At 37.7% G+C, this 21,487-nt stretch carries 13 protein-coding genes; 9 read left to right on the top strand and 4 right to left on the bottom strand.

Annotated elements, in window-relative coordinates; all coding sequences use genetic code 11:
- Nucleotides 1–30: 30 nt before the first annotated feature.
- The 7 genes from CHU_RS16280 (at nucleotide 31) to CHU_RS16250 (ending at nucleotide 10,579) form a co-directional block, all read left to right on the top strand.
- Entirely contained in the window at nucleotides 31–930 is a 900-nt protein-coding gene (locus tag CHU_RS16280) for an Mrr restriction system protein (protein WP_011586692.1), read from the top strand.
- 157 nt (nucleotides 931–1,087) lie between these two features.
- Nucleotides 1,088–4,150, top strand: a complete 3,063-nt coding sequence (locus CHU_RS16275; protein ID WP_011586691.1) for a PAS domain S-box protein — start codon at nucleotides 1,088–1,090, stop codon at nucleotides 4,148–4,150.
- Between the two features lie 614 nt (nucleotides 4,151–4,764).
- Nucleotides 4,765–5,628 (top strand): hypothetical protein, encoded by an 864-nt coding sequence (locus tag CHU_RS16270; protein ID WP_011586690.1) that lies wholly within the window; start codon nucleotides 4,765–4,767, stop codon nucleotides 5,626–5,628.
- A gap of 4 nt (nucleotides 5,629–5,632) precedes the next feature.
- On the top strand, nucleotides 5,633–6,646 hold the full coding sequence (locus CHU_RS16265) for a S41 family peptidase (protein ID WP_011586689.1): 1,014 nt from the start codon (nucleotides 5,633–5,635) through the stop codon (nucleotides 6,644–6,646).
- Between the two features lie 72 nt (nucleotides 6,647–6,718).
- Nucleotides 6,719–7,429 carry a TapB family protein gene (locus CHU_RS16260; RefSeq protein ID WP_143144180.1) on the top strand — a complete coding sequence of 237 codons (711 nt, stop codon included), beginning with the start codon at nucleotides 6,719–6,721 and terminating at the stop codon, nucleotides 7,427–7,429.
- A gap of 162 nt (nucleotides 7,430–7,591) precedes the next feature.
- Nucleotides 7,592–10,033, top strand: coding sequence for a mechanosensitive ion channel family protein (locus CHU_RS16255; protein ID WP_011586687.1), 2,442 nt, complete (start codon nucleotides 7,592–7,594; stop codon nucleotides 10,031–10,033).
- A 189-nt stretch (nucleotides 10,034–10,222) separates the two neighbouring features.
- Entirely contained in the window at nucleotides 10,223–10,579 is a 357-nt protein-coding gene (locus CHU_RS16250) for a hypothetical protein (protein ID WP_011586686.1), read from the top strand.
- Between the two features lie 8 nt (nucleotides 10,580–10,587).
- Here CHU_RS16250 and CHU_RS16245 read toward each other — a convergent pair whose 3' ends face one another.
- On the bottom strand, nucleotides 10,588–14,406 hold the full coding sequence (locus tag CHU_RS16245; protein WP_011586685.1) for a hypothetical protein: 3,819 nt from the start codon (nucleotides 14,404–14,406) through the stop codon (nucleotides 10,588–10,590).
- A 247-nt stretch (nucleotides 14,407–14,653) separates the two neighbouring features.
- Between CHU_RS16245 and CHU_RS16240 the strand changes: the two genes are divergently transcribed.
- Nucleotides 14,654–15,205 (top strand): thioredoxin family protein, encoded by a 552-nt coding sequence (locus tag CHU_RS16240; protein WP_011586684.1) that lies wholly within the window; start codon nucleotides 14,654–14,656, stop codon nucleotides 15,203–15,205.
- A 95-nt stretch (nucleotides 15,206–15,300) separates the two neighbouring features.
- On the opposite strand, the gene CHU_RS16235 is transcribed toward CHU_RS16240, so the two are convergent.
- From CHU_RS16235 to CHU_RS16225, 3 genes are all read right to left on the bottom strand, one after another.
- Nucleotides 15,301–16,605 carry a polysaccharide deacetylase family protein gene (locus tag CHU_RS16235; protein WP_011586683.1) on the bottom strand — a complete coding sequence of 435 codons (1,305 nt, stop codon included), beginning with the start codon at nucleotides 16,603–16,605 and terminating at the stop codon, nucleotides 15,301–15,303.
- 23 nt (nucleotides 16,606–16,628) lie between these two features.
- A complete protein-coding gene (locus CHU_RS16230; RefSeq protein ID WP_041932457.1) occupies nucleotides 16,629–18,512 on the bottom strand; it encodes a 7TM diverse intracellular signaling domain-containing protein in 1,884 nt (627 codons plus the stop codon).
- Nucleotides 18,513–18,574: 62 nt separating this feature from the next.
- Nucleotides 18,575–19,786: an SGNH/GDSL hydrolase family protein gene (locus tag CHU_RS16225; protein ID WP_049755588.1), complete on the bottom strand. Its 1,212-nt coding sequence runs from the start codon at nucleotides 19,784–19,786 to the stop codon at nucleotides 18,575–18,577.
- A 610-nt stretch (nucleotides 19,787–20,396) separates the two neighbouring features.
- Between CHU_RS16225 and CHU_RS16220 the strand changes: the two genes are divergently transcribed.
- Nucleotides 20,397–21,413 (top strand): helix-turn-helix domain-containing protein, encoded by a 1,017-nt coding sequence (locus CHU_RS16220; RefSeq protein WP_238379301.1) that lies wholly within the window; start codon nucleotides 20,397–20,399, stop codon nucleotides 21,411–21,413.
- The last annotated feature ends 74 nt before the right edge of the window (nucleotides 21,414–21,487 follow it).

Raw genomic sequence — 21,487 nt, 5'->3', positions numbered from 1 at the left:
TAATAATGGATGCTATGATTAAAATCAGTTATGAGCAAGAAAAAAAGTAGTCAGGCTGAATTTATAAAATGGTTTGGTCCTGTATTAGAGGCATTGAAAGCTTTAGGAGGTTCTGCTAAACCTAGGGAAATAGCCTCATGGATAGGAGAAACATATAAAATTTCGGAAAATATTTTAAATGCACGATATGAAAAGTCCGGCCAGTTAAAATTCCCGAATCAAATTGCCTGGGCAAGACAATATTTGGTATGGGATGGTTTATTAGATTCTTCAAAGCATGGCGTCTGGACATTAACATCAAAAGGCTGGACTACAAAATTAAACGATGCTCAGGCGCATGATATTTTTCTTAAATGGGTTAAGATATTTCAGGATCTAAGAGAAAATAAGGACCCAATTGAAAAAGCAACACAAGAAGTTGTGCAAGCACAGGAAACAAATGAACTGGAAGAAGGGCAGGCTGTTATAAAACCATCACTTATTGAAGTATTGCAAAGCATATCTGCAGTTGGGTTTGAACATTTATGTGGACGGTTATTAAAAGAATATAATTTTGAAAATGTAGAAATTACTCAGCGTTCTAACGATGGAGGTATTGATGGATATGCGACCTTAAAAATAAATCCGTTTGTTAGCTTAAGTGTATTTTTTCAATGCAAGCGTTATCAGGGTACAGTTCCTACAGAAAAGGTTCAGGCGTTTATTGGAGTGATGGAAACAAATAAACGCAGTGTTGAAAAAGGATTAATAATTACTACTGGTTCTTTTTCAAAAAATGCCATTGAAATTGAAAAATCCAATATCAAACTGGAATTAATTGATGGAGACAAATTAGTTGAAATGTTTGAAAACGTTGAGTTGGGTGTTACACCTAAAACGATTTTTGAGCCTGATATGAAATTTTTCGAACAGTATAGAGATATGAACTAACATTTATTTTTTCAGTCATGCCGTTTAAATATTGTTATGATTGATCATAAATTTGTATCTTCTGATTAATTTTAAAGGAGCTGCGTTTATATCCGTATTCAACTTCGCCGGCAAATACCGGCAGTTTTATTTTGGCTATAAAGCATAAAACGAACAAATGGATTTAACAGAAAATAAAGATCTTTTTCAGTTGGTATTTGACTCTGCTGCAAATGGTATTGCAGTAATGCAATCCGTCTGCAACGATAAAGGTAAAATAGATGATTTTTCAATTCTGCTGTTCAACAAGTACATTCTTAATTGGGTTGGTGATGTAGATTACAAAGGAAAACTGTATACGAATGTTTTTCCTATGGCAAAGGAAAATGATATTCTGGGGAAATTTATTCAAGTTGCCGAAACAGGTATCACGGCGAACTTTGAATGGGCCTATGTTGTCAGCGGGGGGGACTATTGGTTTCGGTTTACCGCTGTGAAGCAAGGTGATCTGCTGGTGGTAACACTTGAAAATATAACGGAGGCAAAACAGGGAGAGATCTCTTTGAATGCAGCGCTGCATGCAGCAGAGAAGCAGGAGCGTCTCTATAATTCCATTACCAACAATACACCTGATCTGGTGTATGTGTTCGGGCTCGATTATAGTTTTACGTATGCCAATAAAGCCTTGCTCACTATGTGGGGTAAAACCGCGGAAGAAGCTATCGGAAAAGGCTTGCGGGAGAATGGGTATGAAGAGTGGCATGCACAGATGCATGAACGTGAAATAGATGAAATAAAAGCTACGAAAAAATCCATACGCGGAACAGTTTCTTTTCCGCATGCGGAATTAGGCAGCCGCATGTACGATTATATCCTTGTACCGGTTTTAAATGAAAGCGGAGAAGTAGAAGCAATCGCAGGAACAACCCGTGACATTACAGATATAAAACGTATAGAAGAAAATCTCAAGCAAAGTGAAGCACGTTTCCGTAACCTGCTTCAGGAAGCACCAGTAGCTGCAACGTTGTTCCGGGGGAACGATCTGGTCATTGAAATTGCAAATGAACTTACCCAGCAATACTGGAACAAGGGTAACGATATTATTGGCAAACCCATTGCTGAAGCCGCGCCGGAACTGGAAGCACAGGGAATGATCACGCTGGTAAAAGATATTTACGAACACGGGGGTATTGCTAATTATTCAGAAATACCTATCACCTTTAAAAAAGAGGGTGTTGTAAAAGATGGTTATTATTCCTTTTCACTGAAAGCACTGTATGACAATACCGGTAAGATTGATGGTATCCTCAGCATAGGTGTTGATGTTACAGAACGGGTGAAATGGCGTAAGCAGATTGAAGCGAGCGGAGCCCGCCTGAAATCTATGATTGACCAGACCCCGGCTCCTACACTGGTACTGATGGGCGATAATCTGGTGATTGAACAGGTGAACACGTCTATGCTTAAATTATTAGGGCACGAAGAAAACATTGTGGGTATACCGCTGCTTACTCTGATGCCGGAGCTGAAAGGGCAATACATCTGGGAGCAGGTTGAAAAGGTATATAGAGAAGGTATCCCGTTTGACCAGTCAGAAGTACGTGTGTCGCATAAACGTACGGGCATGATGGAGGATTATTATTATAACATCGCTTATCGTCCGTTAAAGGAAGACGGACGCATAACAGGCATGATTCAGGTAGCCATCGATGTTACAGAGCAGGTTGTTGCCCGTAAAAAGCTTGAAGAAAGCGAGAGCCGTTTCCGGGCACTGGTGAATGCTTCATCAGACGTTGTATACCGCATGAATGCAGACTGGACGGTTATGCGTGAACTTGAAGGACGCGATTTTCTTACCCCTGCCGGCACAGCCATGGCCGATTGGGTCGAAACGTATACATATCGTGAAGACCGCGCGCTTGTCAAGGCCACCGCGGCTGCCGCTATTGAAGGCAAGCGGATATTTGAACTGGAACACCGGGTATTAAAGGCAGACGGAACTATAGGCTGGACCTTCTCAAGAGCTATCCCTATACTCGACGAGCAAGGCAATATTATTGAATGGTTTGGATCTGCCGCTGATATTACTGCGGAAAAAGAGATGCAGGCAATTATAAAAGAGAGTGAAGAAAAGTTCAGCCAGCTGGCTGATCTTGTGCCACAGATTATCTGGACAGGAAGTTCGGATGGTTTTATTGATTATTACAATAAGCGCTGGTATGAATATACCGGTTTTGATGGAAAAGCATTTGGCGATAAGAGCTGGGTGCCTGTCATGCATCCGGATGATGTGCAGGAAGTGCTGGATTGTTGGTATGGAAGTGTAAAGAAAGGTACACCATATCAAATTGAGCTACGGATGAAGAGCGCAGAAACAGGAGAATACCGCTGGTTTTTGAGTAAAGCATTGCCGATAAAAGATAAAACGGGTGTCATTACAAAATGGTTTGGCACATGTACCGATATTCACGAACAAAAAACAATAACCACAAAACTTGAGCGCCTTGTTGCAGAACGTACCAAAGAACTGCAACGCTCTAATGAGGACCTGCAGCAGTTTGCACACGTTGCTTCACATGATTTAAAAGAGCCGGTTCGAAAAATAAAAACGTTTGCCGGACGGCTGGAAGATCAGCTTAAAGATAAGCTGGATGAATCTGCAATACGGTTCATTGAAAAAATAAATGTGGCTACAAACCGCATGTCAAATATGATTGATGGGGTACTGGCTTACTCAACAATCAATGCATCTAAACAGAAACCTGAACCTGTTGATCTCAACAATGTGCTTAAAAATATTGAAACTGACCTGGAAATTCCTTTGCAAAAAACACAAGGCGTCATTCAATATAAAAATCTTCCGGTACTGGAAGGTGCGCCTGTATTACTTTATCAGCTCTTCTACAACCTCATTAATAACTCCATTAAATTTGCCAGAGCTGGTGTGTCGCCCCAGATAACGATTGTATCAGAAAACATGACGGAACAGAGCATGAACGTTGTTCGTATTTCAGTACAGGATAATGGAATTGGTTTTGAACCGGATCAGGCCGGACAGATATTTGAAACGTTCACCCGCCTGAATTCTAAAGATAAATACGAAGGCACGGGTTTGGGATTATCGCTTTGTAAAAAAATAGTAGAACGGCATGGGGGAACGATTTTGGCAGACAGCAGCAAAGGTAACGGCGCCACATTCATTATCACACTTCCGTTCCTTCAAAAGGAAACCGGGATCTAGGCAAAAAGAAACGCGTTGTTATGATTCATCGTTGAAAGTTACGTGCATTTTCACCACAATTTTTTCAGTCTGTAATTCTATAAACAATAGCCCGGGTATACCGTAACATTTATTATTGCATGTTTACATTACTCCGAGATTAATGTATACACTAATAATCTCACCACTTATAAATGATGCATCACCTTCGCGCACTTTTTATTCTTGTCTCCGGAATATAGTGGACAACACGTTATGCCCTGTAAACACAGACCTTTGGTGAGTTCCATTCCGCAGGCGTATCGTTTTGTATTTTGTAAATGAATGCTGCGTTTCTTCCACCAATGTGTATTGGTTAAGCAAGTAAAAAAATAAGTATTAAATGAATTATGCTGTACTTGTGGGATGATTTTATAGCAAAAAAATATAATATAACATTAAAAGAATACTACAATATTTTTCGTTAAAAATATATGTTGCAGATATACAATAAATATTTTTAATCTATATATTTGTTTAGATAGGAATACTTTTACAATCTCTTTCTATTCGTTTTGTAATGTGATTTGTGTATGCAATCATGTACTATTTTAATGCCTGATACAAACTAAAATTTTAACTTTTAATTCGCGCTAATGAAAAAACAAATCGCATTATTCATGTTCCTGAGTGCTGGAATGTTGAATACATCGTTTGCCGAATCCATTTCTGTTGAAAAAGATTCAGCAAATGTTAAACCTAAAAGGCCTTTGTATGCTGGCCTGGGACTTGGTAATAATATCAGCAGTTTCAGAGATTTTGCAACTTCGCCTTTATTTTATAAAGGTACAGCTAAAACAATCTCTGTTTTTGTAGATCGGCCATCTGATAAAAAGGATATGTTCATCCAGGCAAGATACAGTGCAGGAACATACCGATATGACCGTTCAGATCAGTTAATAGTAAGCAAGCTCAAATCAGCGTCTGTCCGTTATAGCATGCTTTGGAAAATCAACCCGCTCTCAAGTGATAAATTAAATATTAAAGTGGGTGGTACCTTCGATGCCTGGGGCGATCTGAGAATTAATCAAAAACTGCAGAACAATACCTTAGGTGCGGAAATATTTACTACATTATTTTTAAGCATAAAAGCATCACACCAGATAGTGCTTACCGAACAAAAAAAGATCTGGTTTTTAAAGTTTAATCCGCGATACAGAAATACCTTCTTTCAATTGAATTTACCGGTTATGAATAATACGTTCAGAAACGGTTATATCTATACAAGTACTGCAGGTTTAGATGGCAATCCTAAGCCATCACTATTTAAAGGATATGAATTCCAGGCGTTCAGCGGACTGCGCCTTTCAACGAACCTGATGTATGAGCAGGCAATTTTTAATAACAACATTCTGCGGTTTACATACGATTGGGACCTGTTATTATCCGGAAAAAAATACGACCAGTTCCAGATGGCCAATCACATTTTTTTAGTTTCATTAGTGCTTAAACTGAAATAATATCATGAAAAAAATTATATACATACTCGCTTTATTATCAAGTACGATATTCTTTTCATGCGAAAAGATATTTATTGAAAAAGATCTGAAAACAGATGACCCGGTAGAAAATTTTGAATATCTGTGGAAACAGTGTGACGAAAAATATTCATTTTTTGAAATCAACAATATTGACTGGAACGCTATACACGATACGTATCGCGCACAGATAACCGATGGCATGAGTAAGGAAGATCAGTTTATTGTAATGGGCAATATGCTGAATGAATTAAAAGACGGACACGTAAACCTTCTTTCTGATTTCAATATCTCTGATTATCATTTTGACTGGAAAGGCCCGCAGAATATAACACCACGGGTGGTATATGAGCATTATATCGGCCAGGATGGCTATCTGAACTCACCTTTTCAGCATAATTTCGTTGGCGGCGGTACAGATGTAGGTTATATTATTTTCTCGACTTTCCCGGGCACGATGACAGACGATCAGATTGATTTCATATTAAACCGGTATAAAGATACGAAGGGCCTTATTATTGATGTCCGTCAGAATGGCGGCGGTGCAGCAACAGACATGACCAGACTTGTGTCGCACTTCATGGGCAGCGAATCTACCGTATACAGAACGCGTATCAAAGAAGGTAAAGGCCACAACGATTTTACGGCATTAGAAGATATTAAGATCAAACCTTCTGACGGTACGAAATATACCAAGCCTGTATATCTGCTAACGGATAGAGGAACATTCAGCTCCGGCTCATTCTTTACCACCGCGATGCGTAGCTTGCCGCATGTTACAGTAATGGGCGATACAACAGGTGGTGGTATGGGACTTCCGAATGGCGGGCAACTGCCAAACGGCTGGACATACAGATTCTCTGTTACACAAACATGGGATATGGATGGAAACCTCTATGAAAATGGTATTCCGCCGGATGTACTTAAGTTCATTAATCCTGCAGATACAGACAAAGATGATGTGATCGAAGCGGCTATTGCTGCCATCAAAGCACTATAATTTTATACTATGAGGGCCGGTATATTACCGGCCCTTTTTTTATTCATCTATTCATCATTCCACCCTTCACCTATGAAAAAAATATTGTCAGTATGTATATGCATTTGCAGCATATGTTACCTGGTAAAAGCGCAGCAGCAATGCGAAAACGTGCTTTATACGTTTAAAGAAGGTGCAACCCATGAATTTTCTGATTACAATAAAAAAGGCAAACAGGCCGGGCATACTACTTTTATACTCTCTGATATTTCTGCCGGAGATTCAGTACTTACAGGCCAATTGAAGAAGACAAGCTATGATGAAAAAGATAAGCAGCTTGCTTCAGCAGATTTAACACTGAAGTGCAGAAACGGTGAAGCCTTGATTGATATGGAGTCTGTGGTTTCCGAAAAGCAATTGGAATCATACAGGAACGGAGAATTCAGGATTATAAATCAGGATCTGTTATTATTTCCTAACGTACTGGAAGTAGGGGCTAAGCTTAATAATGGTAAATTAAGTGCCGAGCTTGACAGTGATGGAACAAAAGTGGGAAAATTATTATACGAAATAACAGAACGTCTGGTGCAGGCTAAAGAATCTGTTACAGTTCCCGCGGGAACATTTGACTGTTACAAAATTTCAACAAAGGTTCATTCAATAACAACGATAGCAGGAGTAAATCTCAATTACGATTATGTTTTGATTGAATGGTATGCATATGGAATAGGCCTTGTTCGTTCTGAAACATATAAAAAAGGAACGCTTGAAACGTATAGTACACTTACTAAATTAAGCAAATAGAAATACGCTGTAAGAATTAAACGTAGGCATGTACCTGCTAATAATCCATCTGATAAAAAGACCGGTCGTTAAAATCGGTCTTTTTTATTGGATATGTTACCAGCGAAGATTAATTTAAATGTAAAGAGTATACGAATAAAAAGATCATATAAAGAATAACGTATGAATAGGTTTCTTCTCATTGTTGCTGTACAATTTTTAATGATAGCCGCATCTGGCCAAACGCTTTCAGCTAAACCGGATACGGCTCTACAAGAGGAACTCTTATACCAAAAATCATTGATAAAGGACGAAGCAGGCAAGCGTGCAGAACAATTTAACGAAGACAAGCTCGTACTGAATCAGGAGCTTGCATTAGAAAAAGTTTTACAGGCTGCACGTATCGCAAAACAATATCTGAAAAGTGATATGGATACAGCAGCATGGCAGATCCAGATTGATGATATACAAAAAAAATATATAATCGCCGGTGATGGTGTATTTTCAAATAAAGGTACAATACAGACGCATCGAAATCTTACAGTAACTTCAAAAATATTGTGGGAATTATTAAATGAACTCAATGCCCGGAAAGTTAAAATCAATATATACAAACATAAACTGGTTGATTGCAGGAATGACATAGACTCTTTGAGCAGTGCCCCAGCCCTGTTCATCGTTTCAGAAGACTCCGTACGATTGAGAGGCCACCTGCAAAGACTGTCTGTTATAAGCAGAGAAGTACGTCCGGTGAATAATGCGTTGGAGCAATCCATTAACAGGTTGCAAAAACTAAAGGAGCAGATCGATTATACGGTATTTGAAATAATGGCTGCCCTGGATCATATTGAACAAAGTGAAATAGAACTTTCCAGCAGATCGTTTGAGAAGGAAATGAATTACTTATGGGAGCCGTCAATACCTGAGCGGCCCTTTCATGAAATTATATACCAGTCTTTAGAGAAAGATTCACTAACGCTTAAATACTACGCTGCTAATAATAGTGGCCGTGTGATCTTGCTGTTGATATTTATTAGTATGTCGGTTTATTTTATTTCTTCACTCAAAAGGAAAGCACAGAATGAACACTTGATCCGGTCAGATTTTTCCGATCAGTTGGTGATAAAATATCCGTTACTTTCCGCTCTGATGATTGTAATAAATATTTTTCAGTTTATTTTTCCTAATCCGCCTTTTATATTCAACTGCTTGTTGTGGGTAGTATCTACTTTCTGTCTCACAATTATATATATGAATTATATCACGAAGTATTGGATGTGTTTCTGGTTATTAATGTGGATGCTGTTTTTACTTGCATGCGGCAATAATTTGATTTTGCAGGCTTCAATGACTGAAAGATGGATCATGTTGGCGATTGCCTCGGCAGGTTTGTCGTTAGCAGCATTCATAGCATCAAAAAAGAGAAGGGAAGAGTTGCGGGAAAAATCGACCGTATACTTTATTATATTTATTATCATCATAGAAACGGCGTCTATTGCTGCTAACATGTACGGCAGATTTAATATATCAAAGTCATTATTGACAAGCGGTTTTATTAATTTGATTATAGCCATTTCATTTCTGTGGACAGTCAGGCTCATCAATGAAGGGTTATCATTAGCATCCCGAATGTTTCGTACGCCCGAGAGACGCTTATTTTATATAAACTTTAGTGTTATTGGTCACAAAGCACCCTTTTTTTTATACGCGTTGCTTGTGATCGGATGGTTCATTGTTTTTGCCCGGAATTTTTATGAATTTAATTTTGTCACACAGCCTGTAACCGATTTTATACATTCAGAAATTCATATCGGTAATTATAGCTTTTCTATTTACAGCGTTGCTTTATTCATCGTAATTCTGCTTGTTGCTGCAATTGTATCAAAGATTATATCTTTCTTTGGAGCAGACATATCTGCATCTGCTGCAGATAACAGAAGGCCGACCCTGGGAAGCTGGATATTGCTGATACGTATCACCATTATTGTTACGGGCTTATTAGTAGCCTTTGCTGCTGCTGGCATACCTTTAGATAAGGCTACGTTTGTACTGGGTGCATTAGGCGTCGGAATTGGTTTCGGGCTTCAGTCACTGGTGCAGAATCTGGTCAGTGGTATTATACTTACATTCGAAAAACCAGTTAACGTTGGGGATTTTGTTGAAATAAAAGGTCAGAAAGGTACTATTAAATCAATAGGTTTTCGCAGCAGTACACTATTAACGATTGAAGGATCAAAGGTGATCATACCCAATGGTGAAATATTAAATGATAATGTAACTAACTGGACACACGAAAGGGGTATGAACCGCCGCACACAAATAGTTATAGGGGTGGCTTATGGTACAGACCTCGAATCAGCAAGAAAAATACTTTTAGATCTGGTCGCTGATCAGGATAGTATTTTAAAGAATCCAACACCTTTTGTACTGATATCAGATTTTGATTCAAGCTCTATCAGGCTGCAGCTTTTCTTTTGGACATCCACACCTTTTGCAGGTAATTTTGTAAAAAGCGAATTAATCATTGCTATTCAAAACGCATTTAAAACGAACAGCATTCAGTTTCCACATCAAGATATATTTATTAAACCTTTTCCTTCCAATGAAAAATCATCTGATAGCTAGAGGCAAGCAGTAGGTGCATGCAAGGTGGGCTTTTATCTTTATACGACATGCTTAATGCAGAGGTGGCATGTCAATTAAAATAGTACTCAGTTAAAGCGATTGAATGTATATAGATACAAGCATCATTTTTCAATTTCGTTATAAGCATATTAGTAGTAATATAACCCAGGTAATTTAACAGCATTTAACATGAAAAATACCATTGTACTTTCCATCAATCATCCCAATGCAAAACGCATGGAATATTTTTTGAACCGGATAGATGAAGTGCTTGTTGCTGCTCCTTTTGAATGGCGCAGCTGGAAGAAATCAGATTGTATCCATGATGGCTGCAGGTTTGTTTCTGTAAAAGAAAAAGATCCGGTTAAAATCACGATCTTATTTTGCGATTCCTATCATGAGGCCAATACGATCGGTAAGGAAAACAAACTGCCTTACCTGCCAACGGCAAAATGGAGTATAAATGGAGATGTACTGTATCTGGTGGAGTCTGCGGACGCTGATAAAGTAAGCGATATACTGGGTTTATTTGCCGGGGAAGAATAGATCTTCTTCTACTTGTTAATTGCAGGATCAGCCGGCAAGTGATATTTATCTTTTACTTTGGAATAATGCTTCAGATATTTATCATTTCTTTTTAATCCGACGGAACTATATACCCCCTGCAGCGTGGCTTTCAGCCAGTAGTTGAAAATCTGTTTTTCTGTATTGCGTTCAAAGAATATAACAGAAGGTTTTTTATTGTTTTTATTAATGATCTCTTTTGCCACTTTATTCTCAATCAATAAAGCAAGGTTTGTATGCGATGTATCATTTTTACTTAAGACATGCACCGCAAGATCTTTATATATAAAATCCATTTGGCCGATTGTTGCATATTTATTGCCCGACCATTCCGCATGCAGTTTATTAGAGTAACCATTATCGATAGACACTGCGGCAAGCGGTATCGTGATCGGATTCAGACTGGTAAATTTACCGGGCACGATGTGGCTGGATGCATGAAAATAAGAAAGCGAATCAGCGTATGATTCTGTATAAGCAAAAGAACGGATTGCAACACCCAGAATGTCTGCATGGGCGGTTAAATAAAGGCTGTCTTTTACACCCGCTCTATTTGTAATGTTTGTAATGGTTGCATTGATATTGTCTATCGGGATCATGGCTTTTGCATACGTATTCGCTTCAATCTGATGTACCACTACTTTACTGTTCCGTATGTTTACAGAATCGATAGCAAGTGGGATGGGGATGGCCTGAATAATTCGTGTTGGCATTTCTTTGAGCTTAACAATTTTCCTCGGAACATTTTTATCACGTGTTGAAGATAATTCCAGGTGATCCAGCAGAATATTCTGAATATGAATAATGGAATCGTTGGTAGTACCGCCAATGTTCATATTTTTTATGCGGATTGATTTACCAGTTAAGGTTAAGTAATCAAATTGTGTAGACGCGTATTTAATGGCATCTTCCAGCTCAAGCTTCGGGTGGTAGCTGATGTTATTAAAGGATAATAGATTCAATTTGTTCTGCCAGGTGATTTCATTTATTTTGAAAACAGCATGGTCACTTAAAAAGCTGCCCGTCCCTTTGTCAATGCTAAGACTAGTTAATAGTGATTGCCATGGTATAGCCGTATGCGTTGTATAAGAAAATTGATTTTTTATAAAGCTGCCTGATACATTTTTTAATTGAAGTACACCGTTATTTTTAATTCCGGCTTTACTGAAATGCATGTCTTCCCAACGGATAGCTATGTTCGATTCAAACGCGACGGAATGATTTGCTGCCGGATTTAAAGAACCATTTGTTACGTTTATTGAAGCAACAGGGATATCCAGATCAATTGCATTTTTAGCAAAGTGCAGTTGATGGAGATTTACCTGACACGCATCAAACTGAATGATTCTGTTACCGGTTTTTGAAGCAGCAATGTTTTCTATTTTAACCGTAAAATTTCCGGTGCATGAAATGGTATCGTTTACATGTATCTCCTTATAATGAACCGATGCATTAGAAACAATCAGCTCTTTCGTTTTAAGGTTTATTGGAATGCTGAATTCTTTTTTTGCAGCAGGCTTTTTCGGTGCATCCGAAATACTGGAATAGTTTATAACAGGATCCTGAATGTTCAGTTTCTGAATAGAAACAGATGAAAAATCGGTGGAATAGAAATTGCCTAAAACAATAACGGAAGGGATTTTTACATGAATATTTGTGCCAGTGTCTTTTTTATCCAGCGATATATTTTGAAGAATAACTTGAGTCAAGGCATCAAATTTCAATAATTGTATATGTGCCGTTACATGATCTTTTTTCATGTGAATATTTTCATAGATTCCGTCAACCTTTTTCCAGGCAAAAAAACGTTTTTGAGTACGCAGCGAATCTACGGTTACATTATGTGCAGTAAATGAAAATGTATCATCTGCAATGGCAGAGTGCACTAATAACTGGCCGATGTTTAATTTGCCAACACGTATATCCGGCAGATTTTTGCGAGGTACATCGGATGATTTTTTTTCTTCTTCTGCACCAGCTTTGACAGATAATTTTTGCGCTGAAAATTCTTTGATATCGATACGCTTATATTTCTGGAAAAGATCCCAGTCAAAAATTTCCCAATAAATAGTATTTCCTTCAATATCTAATTCATCCCGCATTTTTAAATGAACATGATCAGCATAATTTTTTCTTTGCACACCATTAAAAGCAAAGCGGTTAATAGTAATGTGAGCATGATCAGATTCGATCGAAATTTTTGCAATCTTAATGTCAGGAAGCGCATGTTTTATGTCTAATAACGCTGAACTGTTTACAACGTTTATAGGTAGTATTAACGCATCAATGCCTTCCATATGCAGGCTGGTATGCTGTTTGCCGGAATTCCTGATGTGTATGTTGCCATCTATAATGTTTAAGCGTTCAACGCCTACAAGTTCTCTGAAGCCATGTAACGAAGAATAAAAATGTTCAATGTTTGTAACAGCTGTATCGGCTCCGGATGCATTGTCCTTCACCGACTTTATAATAATATTGGGCCGGTAAAGTTCGGCTTGTTTTGCATTTAACTTCCGTTGAATGAGGTCAACAAAATTAATGTCATTCAATCGGAATTCCGGTGCAGAAAAGGAAATACTTTTTCCGGTTGTGCTTGTATGGGCTGGCCCAAAAAATGAATTCCGTAATACAAGATCATTATTAATAATCAGCAGTTCGCTTGCAACAATTTCGAATGTGCTGTCAGGCGTTATAAACTTTATGTCTTTTAAGCCAAATAATATACTATCTGTTTTTAGAAACGGAACTCTGTTTTCATTCAATGACAGGTTATAAATTTTCAGATTGCTTTTTTGTACCAGTGCATCTGTACTGTCCATTTTTTTATTTTTTAATAAAATCTGTCCATCTTCTATATTGATATAATTGATATGCGATGCTTTAAATAAACCCGGTAAAAATTTTGCTATGGATTTAGATGTATCCGCAGGCGTTGCTTTATTTTTTGCAAGGCTTAATGTTAAAACAGGACGGATACAAAGCAGCGTATCAATTGCTAATGTATTGTTCTGGTACATGGATTCAAGTTCAACAGAATTAAAAAAGAATTTTTCCGTATAAAGATTTATCTCTTCCTTATCCGCATTAGCAGCACTGTTAATAGTAAAGGAGTCCAGTTCAAAAAATTGGTTCTTGCCTGAAAAAGATAAGCGTTTAAAACTTACAGTATGTATGCCATCAGGTAAGTGCCATTCCTGATTCTTCATGTCGAGTGTTATATCCTCTGAATAAAGGAGATGGCCTTTTTTATTTTTTTCAGATAAATTCCGGATAGAAAAATTTATACCCTGGCCGGATAATGTTTTAGGTGAATGAATTGTTTTATAAGAAAAGCTTCCATTCTGAATGGAAAAGGATTTTACTTCTAGAAAAACAAGTATTTTTTCGAAGGTTTTAAATACTTCCTGTATATCAACATTTCCTTTTGGTTTTATTTTATGAAGTGTTTTTTCATAGACACCTATTTTTGAATCAATGAAACTTAAACTGTCAATGGATATTTTACGCTTGAAAATAATATCACTCCACGATTGAATCTGCATATACATCTGTGGAATTTCAACGGTGTAATGCATTTTTGATTTACTGGTATCAAGACTTATAAACTGAGCCTTTTCAATAACAAAACTTTTATTCCAAAATGAAACTTCAATTTTTGATGCATGGAAAGCATAGGTGCTATCCGATTCCTTTTCAATAAGAAGCTGTAAAACGTTTTTTATTTTATAGGAAATCGTATAATGAAGCATTCCTCCCAATAATATGGGAATAGATAAAAAAAGAAGAATCCGTTTGAAACGATGTTTCATTTAAAAATTCAATATGTTAAAAAACCTATAAAGTTCATTATGAAGATACAAAGTAATTTGATTGCTTTGGCTGGCGTCAACATATTAATTCATAAAAATGACACAATTTAGTGTCTTTAAAGCTGTTTTTAAATCAACGGTATGCAGTGCTGAATTTTGAGGTATACTGGCAGCGTGTTGCGTGAGTGGATTGGAACTAGCTTTGAATTGTTTTGGTTTGAACATATAGAATTTACTACATACCCCCATGAACGTTGAGTCTTATTTAACTTATTTCGAATCCCTGGTTAAAAACCCGGAGCCACCGGCACCATACAACAATCCCGATTATTTTAATTATGCAAAATTAAACTGGTCTAGAACAAGCCGTTGGCTAAAACATGGTACATTATCTCACCAGATAAAAGAGACTGTTGTAAGTATAAAGGAACCTCAACACTGGATCATTATTACCGAGCCCTGGTGCGGCGATGCTGCTCATGTAGTACCGTTTCTTCATTTAATCGCTCAGCAAAATCCGCTTATCACGGTCGACTATGAGCTTCGTGATGCAGAACCGTTTCGGATAAACCAATACCTTACAAAAGGCGGCAAATCAATTCCTAAATTAATTGTCCGTAACGCCGCCGGAGAAGATCTTTTTACCTGGGGGCCAAGACCGCTGGGCTGTCAGGTAATATACGATAAATTAAAAACCGAAAATGCCGACTTTGAAACCATCAAGCTGGAATTACAAAAATGGTACAATCAGGATGAAGGTAAAGAAATTATGCAGGAGTTAAATGAGCTGCTGAAGTAGTTTTTGGGCAATAAACATAAATCCTGCATGCATACAATTAGGTATACGTGCAGGATTTTTGCATCCATTTTGAAAACAGAGGGTAGAAATGTTGATTAGTTTACGCGTATTGCTTTTTTTGTGATCAGCTGTTCTCCTTCGTAAATATGAATTAAATAGGCTCCTTCTTTGAATCCGCTCAGATCAATCTGTACATCATCAGCAAAGGATACATGTGGTTGATGAAATAATATATTGCCGGCTAAATCAGAAACTATAACTGAAGAAGGATTGATTGTTTTAGCGGCATGAATGGTGATCAGCCCATTGCTTGGTACCGGTGAAACCGTAATGTTATCGCTTGCTGCCTGCATATTTTTGGTTGATGTAATGAGTTGTGTTGTCAATACGATTTCACCTTTATCCGGAACAGCATGAAACAAAATACTATCGTTGCGAATGCGGTCGATTGGGAGAGCTACACCGTTTTGTAATACAGACATATAGTTTACGCCATGCATCTTCAGTTTAATACTTAAAGGCTGATTGTATATGGTGTTGTTTGAAAGCGTATCTGTAAGTGTAAATTTCCAGGTGGTACCATCAGGTACCTGTGTCTGGGTCAATGTGGCACAGGCTTTTTCTTTGTGGTATTTTATAGCCTGTGAAAATGTGGTGATCCATACAACATCTTTAACAGAAACTAATTTGTCCAGCTGTGCCTGCAGATCAGCCTGCTTTACCTGCGAATACCAGTTGTCGCCATGGCTAGTGGTTGCATCATCAATGCTATGGTATAAGAAAGTCAGCAAACCGCCGCCTGTGGTTACATTTTGTACCAGTCCGTTAAAGGTTGCTATCGTAACTGTTGGTCCCATGGCATACGTGGCTATGTTGTAATACGCATTTTCCGTTGCTGCAAAATTGTACGGGTAGCTGGATGCGGGCTGTACACCACGTGCAGCAATGTGTCCGCTTTTTTTTACGGAATCTAAAACAGCAGCATTGTATTCACCGAACGGATAGGCAAAGGTTGTAACTTTTTGTGTAGTGATATTTTGGTCAATACTAATTTTCATGGCCCGTATTTCATCATTCAGCTGTGCAGGCGTTAATGTTGTCAGGTGCGGATGGGTTTTTGTATGGTTCCCGATTTCATTGCCATCAGCGGCAGCAATTCTTATTTGCGGCCAGGAATATGATCCGGTTGAGTTGGTTGCAAAGAAGGTACCGACAAGATTCCGGCTTTTCAATTCCGGCACAGCAATGGGATAATGCCCCGGAGACCAGTCATCAAAGGTCAATACAATGGCAGCTTTTTTATCGTTGTCCCAATTGCAGATGCCGCCTGGTATCTGCGCCTGCAATGTATGCATTGTCAGTATAAGACAGGCAGAAAGAGATAGAAGTACTTTTTTCATATGTTTGGTTTAGTTGTTTGCAATCAGTTTAGTATTATTTCTTCCCAGGTAACAATTTTCTGTTTCTTTTCCAGCAGCAGCGTTTTTTCCATAACCTTTGCCCGGAATTTAGAAGCGGAAACAATACTGATACCGGCTATTTCAGAAATGTGTTCAAGTTTAACATCGCCTTTTCTTGTATGAATGAGATAGATGAGGTATAAGGCATGCGTGATGGAAAATTTTATTCCATGAAGAAAGGTATTTGCTGTAACAGACTCCGGATGGCTGCAACGGCTGCACTTGCGCACATAGGTATGCTCTACTTCTTTGTATTTTGTGTATTGGCATTTAGTACAAACAAAACCATTACTCCATTTCAATTCATCTAAAAAACGCAGGCAGGTTATATCATCTTTAAAAACAGTTTTGAATATATCGATGCTTACTTCCTGTCCGGTGATACGTTGTACCAGTTCATGACGCACATTTTTTTTCAGCTCCCAATTGTCGAGATCTAATTTTATGTTCATCCTGTTGGTTTGTTCGATCAGTGATTGCAGCTTAACGTTTGCAATCTCTAACTCTTCAGAGCGGCTGCTTAATTCTCTGGTCCGTTCGGTTACTTTTATTTCAAGCTCCTGATTTATGCGTTGCTGCATTTCCTGTTTTTCCTTCAGCTGTTTGTTCACCTCAATCTGCAGTTGTTCTTTTTCTTTTAGTTCCTTAAGCACACTGGCCTGTGCCGCTTCTTTTTCTTTTCGTATGATGCTGATCCTGTCTGATAAGGCGATAGATAAAATAATGGACTCAATAATTAAGCTGTAGTTGAAAATGTAAACGGTGAAAATTGAACCCATGATAATAGCCAGAGCACGCAGCTGAATTAAAATGATACTTGTTAAAATTAGTCCGGCACCAAGAATAAAAAATCGCGCAGATTTATATCCCTTACTATAAATAATGATTGTTGAGATGAAGACCATCAGGAAAGGCAATGGGGTCAGTATCCGTATTGCAAGTAATAACGGAAAATAGAAATTCAGTATGAACACCGCGATGTAAAAAGCAAACGAAGCCCATACTAAAAAAAATAAAGATTTGATTCTTTTATACAGCTCCAGAAAATTTGATGCATACACAATGAAGCAGAACACCAGCAATACAGGTGCAACATGAAACGAAAGCAACGGATTCAACTCTGGCTGTTCAGGCCATAAATACTGATAACCCAGCTTATCTTCATTAATAGAAATAAGCATACCTGAAAGAAGATAAAAAATATACAGGATATAAAGCCTTGCACGGATGGTAAAAAACAAAATGATGTTGTACAAAATCAACAGTAAAATGATACCGTAATAAATTCCTAAAAAGAAATATTCGGTTGTACTGTAATGGGTAAAGGAATGCTGGTTGTTTATAACAAAATTAAAATTGACATATAGTCCGGAATAAACCTTGAGGTAAAACGTCCGCTCATTTCCTGCCTGCGGTGCAGGAAGATCAAGTACTAAATTTTTATGGGAAAAGTTTCTGTTTTTATAGGTTACATATTCACCGGTTTTTTGCTGAAAGAGTTTTCCATGTTCCTGATAAAAAACAGAAAACTCTTTTGCATGCGCATAGTAGTTTTCTATTACATATTGGGTAAATACATCTCCTTCATTTTTTACTGTGAACTTTATCCAATAAACAGAAGCCGGATGTATGTTGAAATTATACGATGCCTGTTTAAACTGTTGAGCAGAATCAGCGGCAATAACTTCAGTAATGGAAAAGGCTGCTGTTGTATCTTCCAGTATGGTTATGTAATTATCGGATAACGATATGCCATTTACCTGCGCGTTGGATAGTATAAGTACATCCGATGCATGTGCATGGACTGTACATAGCAGCCAGATAAACATAACAGGAAATCGGTTCATCAGATAAGCAGTTAAAAGGTTAAACAGACTCTGTGCAATCAACAGAGTCTGTGAATAAGATATTACCAGCCTGCACGTGTTTTAATAAATGTTTTTATCTGTGCAGCCATGGATTGATGCGTTGCAGCAGAAGGATGCCAGTCTTCACCATATGGCGCATTCTGTGGTGCAAGAGCGAAATAAAATACATTGGCATCTGTTGGGACGAAATGGTCTGTTACCGCTTTTGTATAACGCGTCATACGGGTTAATGCTTTCAGGCCAACCGGGTAATAATCTGTTAATGAATTCGGACGTACACAAATAATTTTTGCTGCCGGATAATAGCTTCTCAGTGTTGTAATAAAATTAATGTACCCGCTTACAAAGGCTGCCGAATCTACCATGTCTGGTGTTGACAGCTGTTCAGGCGCAAAATCGTTTGTGCCAAGATGAATGACGATAACATCCGGAATGTACGTTGCGGTGTTCCATTGAGAGGATGCATCATCCGGATTAATTCTGTTATAAATAGAAGGTAATACGCCTGTAGCAGCGCCGTTGTTGTTACGGTATATACCTCTGCCAGAATAAGCCGTACAATGATATTCGGCATCCAGCTCACGTGCAACTATCGCTCCCCAGGCCGTGTAATTGTTTTCATTTACAGAATGAAAGCCTGTGTCGGGATTACCGTTGGGCGGTGCAGGTATACTTAATTCATTTCCGTAGCCACAGGTATAAGAATCACCAATGAATTCAATTTTGTGCGCGGGCTTTGCTGAAGCTGTCAGGTTTTTATTGGCCTGCAGACAAAATCCCTTAAAGCTGGAAGATCCAACCTGCGCCTCTGTGCGTTTGAAAACTTCTATCGTATGGTTTGCATCTGTAAGGTTACGGGCAATTTTATACAACGTATCTTCTGCGTTTACTTTCAAAACGGTGTGAAGCTGCTGATCAATAAAGATGTTGTAATAATTTGTACCCTGATCTGTACCTGAAGCATCATCTTTAATAACCACATCAATAGAAGGTCCCTGAAAAGATGCCTTTATTGAAATGCCGGGAAACCAGAAAGCAGGTGCTTTAGGGTTGCTGAAATCAATTCTCCCTGAATAGTGAATGTTTGTATTTGAAGCATCAATAAACACCATATTGGTATCTACTGCTGGAATGGGTACAGACGGGCTTACCGTATCCTTTTTGCAGGACAGGAAAATAAGTCCCGATAATAATAACGCAATCGCCATTTGCAGCTGAAACTGTGGAATCCGTACATTTCTTGTATACATCATATTATTATTCCTTTTTTTTCTAATACTATTCGAATATACGGGGCAATTGATTTTTTGAATAAAAATGGATCGGGATTATGCTCCCAAACAGCTTTTTGGAAGAAGAAAAAAAGGGTAAAATTTAAAGCAGATATACAGGTAAAAATAATCCCTGAGTCAAATTAGAGGCATTATTTTTTATTGCTTAAATAAAAAATACAGGCATTAAAATGTTGGTGTTACATAAGACCCAAAAGCTGCCGGAAATTGACCCGGAGGGTAATTTTCATTCTTCTTTTAAGATTCGGCCAAATTGCTCCTAAAAACTGATTTTCAATACAAGCAGCGTTTTGACGTGGTGCATCAGGAAATAAGGATTGCGTTTTTTTAATGCAGCTGCTTTATACTGTGTTATTTACACAAATAGTATGTTAGAGAAACAAAGCATAATGTATAAAAACACCTGCAATTCAAAAATGTTTTACAATTATGATTAAATTAGCATTCCCTATAGAGTGGACTAATCTACATAATACATATTCAGTTGAAGGAATATTTTTATAAGAAGCGATTTCGCATTCAGTTTATTGCGGTTATCACATTTTTGCTGATAAGTTGTTTCGCTGCATTTTTGGTTGAAAGAAAGGAAACCATAAACCTGCTGGATTCAAAAGAATATATCATTGAACCTTTTTCAGATGTTTGGGACGGAGGATATTCAGAAACGAAAATAATATCCAGGACAAACAATGCACTAACATTCAGCTGCTGCCTGAAAAAAGGCCTGATGTATCCATATGCAGGCATTCATATCCGCAAAACGGACAGCACATTTTTTAGTTTGAAAAACTATACATTAAAAATGCACCTCTATAGTCAGGAAAAACAACGTCTGGCAATACGCATTTATAATTTTAACAAAGGAATCCATGATTCGACCGTTAGAAATTCATTCCCGCTTTATCATAATATTTACATTGTTGAGAAAGCCGAAAATAAGCTGAAAATAGCATTTGACAGTTTTACAACCATTCCGGAATGGTGGTACGCAAATAATCATATTGCCGAATCGGACATTAAATCCTGGGATAAAGATTCTGTTGGGTATATATCTGTTTTTAGTGATCCCGGGTTTATTATTAATAAAGAACGGGTCTTTAAAATTACACAGCTTGAATTGGCAGGTGATTATAGCAGCTTATATCGGGTACTCGCTCTTTTTGTAAGCACTGTTTTAATTGTATTTATTGGTATACATAGTATACTATATCAAAAACAGAAAAGAATACAGTTAACCGTAAAATATTCAGAGGATTTCGATTTTGAAACAAAAGATGAGGATTTGAAAAGCCAGATTCATGCATTTATATCCGAGAATTACGCAAACAGTGAATTGAAAGCTTCAGATCTGGCCAACCAGTTACATGTTCCCGAATATAAAATAGGGGAGATATTAAAAGAGAATGTGGGAATGACTTTTAAATCATTTTTAAATCATACAAGAGTTGAAGCCGCAAAATTATATCTAAAAAATTCTTCGTATTCGATTTCTGAAATAGCATACAAAACAGGTTTCAATTCACCTTCCAGCTTTAACCGGGTTTTTAAAGAAATTGTTAAGCAAGCGCCCGGAGAATTTAAAAATTAGGCGATTTTTTACGAATTGAGAAGTTTTTTTGGAATGTTATCAATCGGTTTAGGCAAACTGTAAAGTCAAATTTT

The organism is Cytophaga hutchinsonii ATCC 33406 (assembly GCF_000014145.1).
GTDB lineage: Bacteria > Bacteroidota > Bacteroidia > Cytophagales > Cytophagaceae > Cytophaga > Cytophaga hutchinsonii.
The sequence above is the reverse complement of the archived record's forward strand: the minus strand, read 5'-3'. Positions and strand labels throughout refer to the sequence as shown.